This is a genomic window from Paenibacillus sp. PastF-3 (assembly GCF_029893135.1).
Taxonomy (GTDB): Bacteria; Bacillota; Bacilli; order Paenibacillales; family Paenibacillaceae; genus Paenibacillus_AQ; species Paenibacillus_AQ nitricinens.
On the sequence record NZ_JARXWM010000001.1, the window covers coordinates 653,684 to 666,995 of the forward strand.

The window sequence follows — 13,312 nt, forward strand, 5'->3', positions numbered from 1 at the left end:
GATGAGATCCAAGATAAAATGAAACCGTCGTTTAGTAAATTAGTAAAATAGTAACTGGAAGGAAGAAAAAAATATGAAAATACCTACAACTTTAAAACATAAGCCTGTTGTCGTGTCGGAGAATTATGAGAAGGTTGACGGCCGAATGGCTGGAAACACAGATGCGAAAGGTCTTTCCTTGGGATTGGCGCAGTGGAATGATAGAGGAAAGGTCGATATTTCGGCTAAGGTATGGAGATATACCGGAGAAAAATGGTCCAGACAATCTGAGGAACTGCCTCTTCATCGCGTGCTAGATTTGTCCATTCTAATTTGCCGGTCGTTGGAACATTTCCGCGAAGCATATCGATATGAGAATTTATATGACCCGGAGCAGCCCGTCATCGACAGAGTTGGCCTGCAAGGGGATGCTATGACTGTAGCGGTATGTACAGATAATGAGCGAATTAATGAAGATATTAAGCTGTTTAATCAAGCTCTTAGCGATGATGATGAAATGATCGGTGAGCGTCTGAGCACATTATCCAAAATATTAAAGGATATGGGATATTAATTAGTAAAGTGGTAGTCAATCGAGGCAAAGAAGCCTTCGTGACTGCCACTTTTTTTATATAGTTTTAAACAATTCCGGTCCCCGTCCAGGAGTATATCTATGGGTAAAGTATTTTGTAACACTTAAATGAGCAGCATCAGTTCCAAAAGCATTTTTAATACATCTCTTTGCCATTAAGGAAGTGTTCGTATAAGGGTACGTAATTTATATTCTGTCCGGAGTCCTAAAAAATTGCGTTGGTCAATAAGGGATTGTGCGGATAATTCAATTATAATTATTTTTACTATCCAGTTTATTAATACTATCTTGTAAAATATACATAAATTGATCGTATTTGGAAATGAAAGATTAAGAAATTTACTCGTGTGAAAAACCCTTTGAGTATGAGGAAAGAGATATTTTATAGGAGTTGAAGCAAAGGTGACGTATGAAAAACCGGAATTAACCATAAGTGAAATTGAAAATGTATTAGGAAATCATCTTGGACCCGGTGCGGTTGAGATTACACCGCTGTCTGGTGGCAACATAAGCAAAGTGTTTTCTTTCAACCACGAAGGAAAGGGCTATGTTGTGAAATTCAGTGATCGATCATGGAACGAATGGAAGGACGCAACCTAACCGATTGTACTTCAGAGGAACAAACCCTTCAGTTGCCTGAAATTATCGACATTTTGACAAGAATGGCTGCAGCGGATATTGGGTCAACTAACGGCTATGGGTGGATCGCTGTTGACGGCAACGGGACCTATGCATCTTGGAAGGACTTCGTCGTTGCCGTAAATGCGGAGGATCAAACAGGGACGTTTTGGGAAAACTGGCATGATCTCTTCCACACCTCTTGCTTGGAGAGAGAGGTGGATGGAACGAAGCTTATCAGAACACACGGCAATTTCTTTTAAACCTGAACGCTTAACACTGTAGGTATCTAGGAAAAAAATCTATTAGTACATACATGAAACCCTGAACAAAGCCAATCGTGATTCTAAGAATAATAAAAGATTGAGAGCACCTGTTGGTTTAAATGGGGGCTTTTTTTATTTATGGAGCCAAAGCGGATGCATGCACTAAAGCTTCAGACTTACAATCTGTAATATTTGCACCTGGACTTGTCATTAATCCACTATCTAGAGCTTCGTCCAACTTGATAAAATGTAAGCGCAATCATAAAACTATCGATTGGAGGAGTACGGCATGAAAAAGATTGGTGCAGGTTTTATATTCTTATTTGTGATGTGTGTAGCAATATCCACTACTGCGTTCGCTAAACAGCCTTATTCATCCTACTGGTTTCCAGAGCAGTTGCTTCAGTGGAGTCCTGCATCCGACCCGGATGCGGCATTCAACCGAAGTACAATTCCGCTGCAAGACCGCTTTGTGACAGATGGAGTCAATGCTCATGCGACAAAAGCGCCGAAAGTTATGGCTTTATCAGCACTGAACTCAGGAACAAGTGGTGTGCCATCACAGGGATCAGACAAATTTGGAGCTAATACGTTTACTTATTGGCAATATGTTGACAAGCTGGTCTATTGGGGCGGATCTGCCGGTGAAGGAATCATCGTACCGCCAAGCGCCGATACAATCGACGCAGCACATAAGAATGGCGTACCGATCGTCGGAACGGTGTTCTTCCCGCCAACTGTTTATGGAGGGAAATTTGAATGGGTGAAGCAAATGCTTCAGCAGAATAGCGACGGTTCCTTTCCTGCCGCAGATAAGCTGATCCAGGTTGCGAAGTATTACGGATTTGACGGTTGGTTTATTAACCAGGAGACAGAGGGTGGAACACCAGCTGATGCCCAGAAAATGAAAGCTTTCCTAAGTTATCTAGAATCGCATAAATCTGCATCTATGCAAATCGTATGGTACGACTCCATGACCAAGGAGGGCAGTATCAGTTGGCAAAATGCGCTAAATGATAAGAATGCAATGTTCTTGCAAGACGATAATAAGAAAATAACAGACAATATGTTCCTGAACTTCTGGTGGAAAGATCTTAAAAGCTCAGCAGATAAGGCCAAAAGTTTAGATAGAAGTCCGTATGACCTGTATGCAGGGATAGATGTTGAAGCCAAGGGCTACGATACGAATGTGAACTGGAATCTGCTATTTCCGGATGGTCAACCTGCCGTCACTTCCCTTGGTATCTACCGTCCAGACTGGGCTTTCAACAGTGCAGAAAGCATGGAGGATTTCTTCACACGCGAGAATAAATTCTGGGTGGGGCCAAACGGGAATCCGGGTAACACCGTGAGTGATCAGGCCTGGAAAGGAATCGCGAACAATGTGGTAGAATCATCCCCTGTAAATAAACTACCTTTCATCACCAACTTCAATACAGGAAGCGGGCAGAAATATTATGTCCGAGGGCAGCAGGTACGAGATAAGGGATGGAATAACCGGAGCCTGCAGGATATTTTGCCAACATGGCGCTGGATCGCAGACAGCAAAGGAACTTCACTTACTCCGGAGCTTGATTGGTCCGATGCGTATTACGGCGGCAGTTCGCTGAAGGTTTCAGGTGATCTGAGCCATAACAATGCAACACATCTAAAGCTCTACAAGACAGACCTTAAAATCGAAGCAAGCACTAAGCTATCGGTTACTTATAAAACGCTGAACAAGCCCAGCTTGAAAGTAGGTCTTGCTTTTGCAGACCAACCAGACCAATTTATCTTTCTAAACGTGAAGGATAAGACAGCGCCAGGCTGGACTACTGAAACTTTGAATTTGACCCCATACAAAGGGAAACGAATCGTAGCATTGTCACTATATTTTGATACCAAGGATACGATTAATAATTATAGCATTCAAATTGGCCAGCTCTCCATCCAAAATGCCAACGACCCGGTTAAAACGCTACCGGCGGTTCACGATCTGAAGGTTACTCAATCCGATTTTCGCGATGGAATTTATGGAGATGCTAGATTGGAGTGGAAGCCACTTGATCAGCAGGTGAAGCAATACGAAATCTATCGAGTACTGCCAGATGGCAGTGAGGTATTATTGGGTGCGACATCAAATCATGTGTTTTACGTTCCTGAGATGAGAAGAATAGACAAAGAAACACTTACAGCATTGAAGGTCGTTGCAATCAATGGAAGATACGAGCAAGGTCAGGCCTCCAGCGTGAAGATCAGCTGGCCAGCTTATCCGAAGCCGATTGCAGAGTTCAAAGCTGATCGAACCTTGGTAGCTCCAGGTGAGAGCGTAAACTTCACCGACCTGTCGACCGAAGAGACAGAAGAATGGTCATGGAGCTTCGAAAGCGGTAGCCCAGCTGTCAGCACATCGAAGAACCCGGTTGTAACGTTCAATCAGGAGGGTGTATATAACGTATCACTAACAGCAACCAACAGCTCGGGCCAAGACACAATTATGAAAAAGGCGCTCATTACAGTGAGTAAGGAAGCTGGTGCGGTGAAGAATTTAGCACTTGGAAAACCTGCAACAGCCGATCATGCATGCGGAGACAAGGAAGGCGCACCAAACGCAGTTGACGGTAAAGTGACGGATAATAGCAAATGGTGTGCACTTGGGAATCTGCCTCATTGGCTACAAGTCGATCTAGGAGCCGAGCATCAAATCAGCACTTTTATCGTCAAGCATGCTGAGAGTGGTGGAGAATGGTCCGGGTTTAATACAAGCGACTATACCATTCAGGTGAGTAACGACGGAACGAACTGGACGGATGTTGTAAACGTGCAAGGAAACTCGGCAGCTGAGTCGACAGACGCGATTGCTTTGGTGAAAGCTCGCTATGTAAAATTAATAACTCTTAAGCCCACCCAAGGAGCCGATACAGCAGCACGAATTTATGAGTTTGAAGTCTACGGGTTGTAGTTGGATTCGAACCATGGCTTTTGAATAACAAATAATAGCGGGAGACACAAAAAAGAACCTGAATAGTATTCAGGTTCTTTTATATTGCATATAAAAAGACACGATGATATAATCGGATCACAACTATAAAAAATATAAAGACATAAATAACGCATCTTATATTCATAATATACCATGCAGCTAAACTCTTGTCAAATTTTTTCTCATTTTAATGGTTAGGAGAGATATTGTATGCGTTCAATGATTCTTGGTTTTCGGGAAATAGATACAACACAGCTTTTGCTCGTGGGCGGAAAAGGGTTGAATTTAGGGCGATTATCAACTATCGAAGGAATAAAAGTACCTGAAGGATTTTGTGTTACAACAGTGGGCTACCAAAAAGCCATCGAAAAGAACGAACAGTATCATACTTTATTAGATCAACTATCCATGTTAAACGTAAACGATCGAGAGCAAATTGGTGAAATCAGTAGGAAGATTCGACAACTCCTTATGGAAGTAGAAATTCCTTCCGATGTTGTAACAGCAGTTACTAACTATCTCTCCCAACTTGGTGAAGAACAGGCTTATGCAGTACGTTCTAGTGCAACTGCTGAAGATTTACCATATGCCTCTTTTGCTGGTCAACAGGACACCTATTTAAATATCATCGGAAGAGAAGCAATCATGCAGCACATAAGCAAATGTTGGGCATCTCTATTTACGGATCGCGCGGTAATCTACCGTATGCTAAATGGATTTAACCACAGACAGGTATATTCATCTGTTATCGTGCAAAAGATGGTTTTCCCTCAGGCTTCAGGGATTTTATTCACAGCTGATCCGATGACTTCTAATCGAAAGGTGCTATCTATTAATGCCAGTTTTGGGCTCGGCGAAGCTCTGGTCTCTGGCTTGGTATCTGCCGATTGCTATAAAGTACAAGAAGAGGAAATCGTCGATATGATGATAGCAACCAAAAATTTGGCTATCTATGGATTAAAAGAAGGTGGAACAGAGACCCTGAAAATCGATCTCGATAAGCAAAAGGCTCAAACCCTTACCGAACAACAAATTTTACAACTGGCACGCATAGGTAGAGAAATCGAAGCATATTTTGGTTGTCCACAAGATATCGAATGGTGTTTGGAGCGTGATACTTTTTATATTGTTCAGAGTCGGCCAATCACTACTTTATTTCCGATCCCTGAAGTGAATGATCAAGAAAATCACGTTTACGTATCTGTCGGTCATCAACAAATGATGACGGATCCCATGAAACCACTAGGATTGTCTTTTTACCTGTTAATCACTCCTGCACCCATGCGAAAAGCCGGTGGAAGGTTGTTTGTTGATGTTACACATATGCTGGCCTCGCCTGTCAGCAGAGAAAATTTCTTAAATACCCTTGGAAAATCCGATCCGCTTATAAAAGACGCATTTATGACCCTAATAGAACGAGAATATATAAAATCGTTACCAGATGATAGAAAAGAACGGTTGCCCGGTAATAGCAGTAAAGATAGTTCATCAGAAGGTTTTCAAGCACTAATCGAAAATGATCCGGCAATCGTTTCTGATTTGATTAAGAACAGTCAAACATCGATAGAAGAATTAAGACAAAACATCCGAACGAAATCAGGGGCAGATCTATTTGATTTTATTCTTGAAGATCTCCAGGAATTAAAGAAGTTCTTATCTGACCCACAAAGTACAAAGGTTTTTATGACTGCTATGAACGCTTCGTCATGGATCAATGAAAAAATGTACGAGTGGTTAGGTGAAAAAAACGCAGCAGACACGCTTTCTCAGTCTGTACCAAACAACATTACCTCGGAAATGGGTCTGGCGCTTTTGGATGTTGCAGATGTAATTCGTCCTTACCCGGAAATAATTAATTATTTACAACATGTAAAAGATGATAATTTTTTGGATGAACTGATTAAGTTTGATGGTGGACAGGCAACTCAAGACGCAATTTATGCTTATCTCAACAAATTCGGAATGCGATGTGCCGGTGAAATCGATATTTCGAGGACGCGCTGGAGTGAAAAACCGATTACACTTGTACCTATGATTCTCAGTAATATCAAAAACTTTGGGCCTAATGCTGGCAAACGGAAATTTGAGCAAGGCCGACGAGAAGCTTTAGAAAAAGAACAAGAGTTATTAGATCGATTAAAGCAATTACCGGATGGTGAACTTAAAGCTGAAGAGACAAAACGAGTTATCAGTTTAATCAGGAATTATATCGGTTACCGTGAATATCCAAAATACGGCATGATTAACCGCTACTTCATTTATAAGCAAGCTTTACTGAAAGAAGCCGAACAACTCGTACAAACTAGCGTTATTCATGAAAAAGAAGATATATTCTATCTCACTTTTGAAGAACTTCACGAAGTCGTACGTACAAATAAACTGGATGATCAGATCATCAGTAAACGAAAAGACGATTACATTTTTTTTGAAAAACTTACTCCGCCACGTGTAATCACATCTGATGGTGAGATTATTACAGGTAAATACAAACAAGAAAATCTGCCAGACAAAGCAATAATAGGTCTCCCTGTTTCTACCGGAGTTATAGAGGGACGAGCACGTGTCATCTTAAACATGGAAGAGGCAGATCTGGAAGATGGCGATATATTAGTTACCGCCTTTACTGACCCAGGCTGGACTTCATTGTTTGTATCTATTAAAGGCCTGGTCACCGAAGTTGGCGGACTGATGACCCATGGAGCCGTTATCGCTCGTGAATATGGCTTGCCAGCAGTTGTCGGAGTGGAAAATGCCACCAAGTTGATAAAAGACGGGCAACAAATTCGTGTGAATGGAACAGAAGGGTATATCGAAATATTGTAGAGGTATTTAAAATTAAAAATAATTATCGATGTTCTCTTTCGCTGATCTGAAATTCGGTTTAATGTAGGAAAAGAAAGTAAATAATATGAGGATATGGACAACCTCCAGAAACTAAGTCAACTTGTATTTGAAAAGGGAAGTTCAATTTATATTCCTTGACGGGAATATTCGTAATGAGGTATATTTAACAAGCAATAAATTATCCCGACTAAGGAGAGTATAAATTATGATTAATAAAATCGGACAAATTATGTTATATGTAAATAACCAAGAGGAATCCAAAGAATTCTGGACAGAAAAGCTAGGGTTTGAGGTGATTTTGGACGAAACAAATGGCCCTATGAGATTTATCGAACTTGCTCCGAAAGGTGCAGCGACTAGCATTGTTCTTCATAATAAAGAGTTGGTTGCCCAAATGAATCCTGAAATGAATCTCGGAACACCTTCTTTAATGTTCTTTTCGGATAATTTTGATCAATTGAATCGAGAGTTGAAGGACAAGAATGTTACGGTTGGAGATATTGTAGAAATTCCCGGTGGAAGAGTATTCAATTTCGCAGATGGTGAAAATAACTACTTTGCTGTAATGGAAAAAGGACAATAAAATAGAGTGAAACATGCAATAAGGCTGTAGCTAAATAAGCTACTTAAGCAGCTAATCAAAATGATTAGCTGCTTTTTCATTACCCTAATAATCGTTATAAACTTCAAAATCTTACTTGTTAAGTAAAGAATATCATGTTATTCTGCAAAAAGAGGAGATGATCAGATGTTTGAAAAGGGGGCATTCCAACCTGTTCAATCCACTAAGTTAGTGGACGATGTTGTTAATCAAATACAACAAAAAATTTCAACAGGAACAATCCTGCCAGGAGACAAATTACCTCCAGAACCTGAATTAATGAAATTATTTAATGTAGGGCGATCAACGATAAGAGAAGCAGTGCGTGTGTTAGTTCATGCTGGTCTCTTAGAGAAAAAACAGGGTTTTGGAACCTACTTAAAATCCAGTCCTATTATTCAAGAACCACTTACCCATCGTTTACATCGTGCAGAATTGATTGAGGTCTTCGAAGCTCGAAAAATGATTGAATTAGAAATCGCAAGATTAGCAGCTCTACGTCATGATGACACTGACTTATTCAACATGCGAAAACATTTAGATACAAGAGATATGGCTCTAAAGCAGAATGATCGTGAACTGTATGCCAAATCGGATATAGAATTCCACATGGCTGTAGCAATGGCATGTCAAAACGCTGTAATCATTGACTTATATAGAACGTTTACTCATATTTTGTCAGATGCAATGAGCAAATTAAACCGTAATTATAGTTCTCATGATCCTCAATCCGATTACCATGAACAAGTGTATGAATCTATTAAAAATGGAGATCCAGATCAAGCAGTACAATCGACCCTCAAAATTTTAAATGGAACTCTTTCTGAGCTTTAAGTTCAATATAGACATTCATGTAGAGGAGGAATTTGGGCATGATTATATCACTCAAAAATGTATCATGGCAACGTGATAAAACAATGATCTTACGCGATATGAATTGGGAAGTGAAACAAGGGCAACACTGGTGTATCGTCGGACTAAACGGTTCAGGCAAGACGACGATGCTGAACGTAGTGAACGGCTATATATGGCCGACGACTGGGCAAGTCGAAGTGCTAGACCACCGCTTTGGCGATGTGGATCTTAGAGAGTTACGGAAACGAATCGGTTGGGTCAGCACCTCGCTGCAACAGAAGCTATACGGCCACCAGACTGCACTGACTATCGTCCTCAGCGGAAAATTCGCAACTATCGGTTTATACGACAAGACGAATGAAGAGGATCAAAAGCAAGCCGAGGAGTTGATGGAATTTCTAGACTGCTTTTCCTTAGCTGCTCGTACATACGATACCTTGTCGCAAGGTCAGCGTCAGAAAGTCCTCATTGCACGCGCACTTATGGCCAATCCAGATCTATTAATTCTTGATGAGCCTTGCACAGGACTCGATATTTTTGCCCGGGAACAGCTGTTGCAAATGATTGAGAAGATTACGAAGCAACCCAGCGGACCAACTTTGCTGTATGTAACGCATCATATCGAGGAGATAACACCATGCTTTACGCATACTTTGTTGGTGAAGAACGGAGAAATCTACAAAGGGGATGAGACAGACAATTGCTTGCAGTCAGATGTGTTGAGCGATTTCTTTGATACCCCCGTTGAAGTTCAGGAGCATCACAATCGCAAGTGGCTTACACTTGCCGGTGATAAGTAGGATACACTGCCTGATCATCTTATACGATAACAAAAGCTGCCTAGCAAATGCTAGGCAGCTTTTGTTACCTTGGATGTTAGAAGCTACTTCTCACTTCGTATAGAATTACTATATTGTTTGGGACTCATTCCTATCTTTTTCTTAAATATATGGTGAAAAAATTTGAGGTCAGCATATCCAACTGCAGAGGCAATTTCACTTACACTTCTCTGACCTCCCGAAAGCATACGACACGCAGCATCCATTCGAATACTTTGCATATAATCTGTAAAGTTCATTCCAGTCTGATGCTGAAAAAGGCGGCTGAATTGCCGTTCACTAAGGTTCGCTTTATTAGCAAGATCGCCAAGTTTAAGCCCATTGGCATAGTTATAAGTTATAAATGCAATCGCTTCATCTACTGCCATCCATTGCGGCTTAGCCCCTGCTGGCGCAACATTCTGCAACCGATGTCTAAACAAGCCTGTTAATATTTGTACGACTAGAGCATCGAGGACAGCTAGATATCCTGGCGGTTTCGCTGAGAATTCACGAAATAGTTCACGGAACATAATATGGTATGCGCCATTGACATCTTTCATAGAGAACCATTGCAATTGCATGTCTGTGAAAAATTCACAAATATCTGTGGTGTGAGGAAAGGTAGCCTGAAGTTCTGATAAATACTTTACTGGAAATAAACAGTTATAAACGATGAGCGGGCGGGTTTTCATCGAGGTCTTAGGTCGAAATACATGACTGCGCCCAACAGGTATATAAAATAACGTACCGTGCTCGACAGGAACAACCTCATCGTCAATATAGTGAACCCCTGCTCCTTCACTGATATAAGTAATTTCGATAAACTCATGGGAATGCGCATTCAATTCGAACGTTTCATAAGCCCTGTTCACATAAATTGGCACACCAGGCTCGAAAAAGCTATCTCCAGACATGACAAAAGTGCTGCGTCTGATACTCATAATCGTGGCCCCTTTCAAATTGCTAAGGCTAGACATATCGTACGAAACTAATGAATGAATGTCTAGATCCACCTATAAAAATGTCTGAAATACCCCCAATTCTATTCTCTCTCAACTCATACAATAGAAATAGCTGCCGTATGAATATGGGAGGTAAATACAAATGTCCAATTTTGAAGTTTCAAATCTAAAAGTGAACTATAGAAAGAATCCGTTGGGAATTGATGATTTATACCCGCGGCTTAGTTGGTGGATCATTACAGAAATAAGGGGATTTATCCAATCTGCCTTTCAAGTTCAAGTCGCAAATGATCACAAATTCTTTTCAGAAATCATATGGGATTCAGAAAAGGCAGAGTCGGATAGCAATGTGCATATTGAATACGAAGGTCCTGCCTTACAGTCACGCACACGGTATTACTTTAGGGTTCGAGCTTGGGACGATCAAGGGATGGTTTCGGAATGGAGTGAACCTGCGTATTGGGAAACGGCATTGTTATCGGTAGATGAGTGGCAGGCAAAATGGATAGCAGCATCTCCGAGTCAACAAGAGAATGGGGCAGATCCTTGCGACTATATTCGTACGGAATTTTCAATCCCTGATAATGTTGTATCAGCGCGTGTGTATGCAACGTCTCTTGGGATGTACCGCCTATATATAAATGGTATACCAGCAGATAACACGTTATTTAACCCTGGTTGGACCAGTTATAATAAACGGCTTCAATATCAGACCTATGACGTGACTTCTTTGGTTGCTGCTGGCAATAACGCTCTTGGTTGCATAGTGGGAAACGGGTGGTATAAAGGATATTTAGCTTGGGAAGGGAAGAAAGACATCTTTGGTGAAGATCGTGCTGTGCTTATCCAGCTACACATCACCTTATCCGATGGTTCTGAACAAATCATTATATCGGATGACAACTGGCGTACTTCTACAGGTCCACTTTTGATGTCGGAGTTGTATCATGGCGAGACGTATGATGCGAGGCTTGAGGTAGAAGGTTGGTCTTCTCCCGGTTATGAGGATGTAAAGTGGGAAAGGACTATTCTCAAGGACCGTCCAGACACTTCATTGATTGCTCAGGAAAATGAACCGACCAGGATTATAGAAACCATCAAGCCTATCGCAGTCATTACTACACCTAAAGGCGAACACGTGCTGGATATGGGACAAAATATGGTTGGATGGGTAAGATTTACGGTTCATGCAGAGGCTGGAACGATAATTACTTTAGAACATGCTGAGGTGTTGGACCTCGAAGGGAACTTCTACACCGGAAATTTACGATCTGCAAAGCAGACTGTTACTTATATATGCCATGGCGGGGAGGTAGAAACGTTTGAACCGTATTTATCCTTCCAAGGATTCCGTTATGTAAAAGTGACAGGCAGCATACCGCTAGATCAATTATTGGAACAATTCATCGGCTGCGTCATCCATACGGACTTGGAGCAAACGGGGAATTTCAACTGTTCAGATGAACTCTTGAATCAGCTTCAGCACAACATCTTATGGGGACAAAAGGGGAATTTTCTAGATATCCCGACAGATTGCCCTCAACGGGACGAAAGATTGGGATGGACAGGGGATGCTCAAGTCTTTATTCGCACATCTGCCTTCAACATGAATGTCGTCCCGTTCTTTGAAAAGTGGCTAAAGGATTTGGCCGCGGATCAAGAAGAGAACGGAAGAGTTCCTCATGTTATTCCCGATGTGCCAGCGGCAGGATATGGCTCTGCTGCTTGGGGAGACGCCGCAGTAATTTGTCCTTGGACGCTTTATCAATGTTATGGAGACATCCGTGTGTTGAAAACGCAATATCCCAGTATGAAAGCATGGGTCGAGTATATTCGGGTGCAAGGTGAAGACGAAAATCTATGGAATACAGGTTTTCACTTCGGAGATTGGTTAGGTCTGGATGCAAAAGAAAACAGCTACGTCGGAGCAACACCCAAAGAGTTGATCGCTACCGCGTTCTATGCTTATTCAACGGAATTGCTAGCTAAGACAGCGGCTGTCATTGGAAAACCCCAAGATGCCTTAAAATATGAAGCATTGCATGAGAAGATTGTTCTGGCATTTCGTCAAGAGTTCGTAACACCAAATGGTCGGGTAGCCTCACCGACACAAACTGCGTATACAATTGCCCTTATGTTTGACTTATTAGAGGAAAAGGATCGTCATCGAACGGCCAAGATGCTAGCCGACCACATCGAAGAAAATGGAGTGCACCTAACGACCGGCTTTGTGGGCACTCCCTATTTGTGTCTAGTCCTCTCTAGATTCGGTTATACGGATGTAGCCTATCAATTGGTACTGCAGAAAGAGTATCCTTCCTGGTTATATTCTGTAATCCAAGGGGCGACAACCATTTGGGAACATTGGGATGGAATAAAACAGGACGGTTCGTTCTGGAGCGATGATATGAACTCCTATAACCATTATGCTTACGGCGCTATTGGAGATTGGCTCTATCGCACTGCCGGTGGCATCGAACTATTAGAACCAGGCTATAAAAAAATACGGATCCAGCCGCAGATCGGGGAACATTTGACGTGGGTTGATGCTTCGCTTGAATCTGTCTATGGAACGATCAAGGTAACTTGGAAAAAACAGAACGAAGATTCAGTAGAAATGCATGTGCTGATTCCATCCAATACAACAGCTGAGATTATTATTCCAACGATGAAGCAGGACAGTATTTTGGAGTCTGGGACACCAATAGAACAAGTCATAAGTCTATCCAGAGTGGAACAAATTTCAGAAGGGCAAAAACTAATGGTTGGATCCGGGGATTATCACTTTACGTTTTCTATTAGTTAAAGTTTG

10 protein-coding genes are annotated in these 13,312 nt (G+C 41.6%); 9 read left to right on the forward strand and 1 reads right to left on the reverse strand.

What is annotated here, in order from left to right; genetic code table 11:
• The first annotated feature begins 73 nt into the window (after positions 1-73).
• The 8 genes from M2444_RS03030 (at position 74) to M2444_RS03065 (ending at position 9,517) form a co-directional block, all read left to right on the forward strand.
• Complete coding sequence (locus M2444_RS03030) at positions 74-553, forward strand: DUF6530 family protein (RefSeq protein ID WP_042188373.1); 480 nt, start codon at positions 74-76, stop codon at positions 551-553.
• Positions 554-973: 420 nt separating this feature from the next.
• Entirely contained in the window at positions 974-1,171 is a 198-nt protein-coding gene (locus tag M2444_RS03035) for a hypothetical protein (protein WP_280786233.1), read from the forward strand.
• Complete coding sequence (locus tag M2444_RS03040) at positions 1,144-1,452, forward strand: hypothetical protein (protein WP_094875013.1); 309 nt, start codon at positions 1,144-1,146, stop codon at positions 1,450-1,452. The genes M2444_RS03035 and M2444_RS03040 overlap by 28 nt, the downstream gene beginning before the upstream one ends.
• 292 nt (positions 1,453-1,744) lie before the next feature.
• Complete coding sequence (locus M2444_RS03045; protein WP_280786234.1) at positions 1,745-4,396, forward strand: endo-beta-N-acetylglucosaminidase; 2,652 nt, start codon at positions 1,745-1,747, stop codon at positions 4,394-4,396.
• 231 nt (positions 4,397-4,627) lie between these two features.
• Entirely contained in the window at positions 4,628-7,240 is a 2,613-nt protein-coding gene (ppsA, locus tag M2444_RS03050; protein WP_280786235.1) for a phosphoenolpyruvate synthase, read from the forward strand.
• A 226-nt stretch (positions 7,241-7,466) separates the two neighbouring features.
• Entirely contained in the window at positions 7,467-7,844 is a 378-nt protein-coding gene (locus M2444_RS03055) for a VOC family protein (protein ID WP_094868992.1), read from the forward strand.
• Between the two features lie 165 nt (positions 7,845-8,009).
• Positions 8,010-8,696 (forward strand): FadR/GntR family transcriptional regulator, encoded by a 687-nt coding sequence (locus M2444_RS03060; protein ID WP_280786236.1) that lies wholly within the window; start codon positions 8,010-8,012, stop codon positions 8,694-8,696.
• A 38-nt stretch (positions 8,697-8,734) separates the two neighbouring features.
• Complete coding sequence (locus tag M2444_RS03065) at positions 8,735-9,517, forward strand: ABC transporter ATP-binding protein (protein WP_094868990.1); 783 nt, start codon at positions 8,735-8,737, stop codon at positions 9,515-9,517.
• A gap of 83 nt (positions 9,518-9,600) precedes the next feature.
• Here M2444_RS03065 and M2444_RS03070 read toward each other — a convergent pair whose 3' ends face one another.
• Positions 9,601-10,479: an AraC family transcriptional regulator gene (locus M2444_RS03070; RefSeq protein WP_280786237.1), complete on the reverse strand. Its 879-nt coding sequence runs from the start codon at positions 10,477-10,479 to the stop codon at positions 9,601-9,603.
• Positions 10,480-10,642: 163 nt separating this feature from the next.
• On the opposite strand from M2444_RS03070, the gene M2444_RS03075 reads away from it, so the two are divergent.
• The gene (locus M2444_RS03075) at positions 10,643-13,306 is read left to right on the forward strand and encodes a family 78 glycoside hydrolase catalytic domain (protein ID WP_280786238.1); all 2,664 of its coding nucleotides are present in this window, start codon (positions 10,643-10,645) and stop codon (positions 13,304-13,306) included.
• Positions 13,307-13,312 lie beyond the last annotated feature (6 nt).

Bases quoted from the DNA above. Each gene is read 5' to 3' on its own strand.
- M2444_RS03030 (WP_042188373.1), top strand. From the start codon at position 74: ATGAAAATACCTACAACTTTAAAACATAAGCCTGTTGTCGTGTCGGAG.
- M2444_RS03040 (WP_094875013.1), top strand. From the start codon at position 1,144: ATGGAACGAATGGAAGGACGCAACCTAACCGATTGTACTTCAGAGGAA.
- M2444_RS03045 (WP_280786234.1), top strand. From the start codon at position 1,745: ATGAAAAAGATTGGTGCAGGTTTTATATTCTTATTTGTGATGTGTGTA.
- ppsA (WP_280786235.1), top strand. From the start codon at position 4,628: ATGCGTTCAATGATTCTTGGTTTTCGGGAAATAGATACAACACAGCTT.
- M2444_RS03055 (WP_094868992.1), top strand. From the start codon at position 7,467: ATGATTAATAAAATCGGACAAATTATGTTATATGTAAATAACCAAGAG.
- M2444_RS03060 (WP_280786236.1), top strand. From the start codon at position 8,010: ATGTTTGAAAAGGGGGCATTCCAACCTGTTCAATCCACTAAGTTAGTG.
- M2444_RS03065 (WP_094868990.1), top strand. From the start codon at position 8,735: ATGATTATATCACTCAAAAATGTATCATGGCAACGTGATAAAACAATG.
- M2444_RS03070 (WP_280786237.1), bottom strand. From the start codon at position 10,479: ATGAGTATCAGACGCAGCACTTTTGTCATGTCTGGAGATAGCTTTTTC.
- M2444_RS03075 (WP_280786238.1), top strand. From the start codon at position 10,643: ATGTCCAATTTTGAAGTTTCAAATCTAAAAGTGAACTATAGAAAGAAT.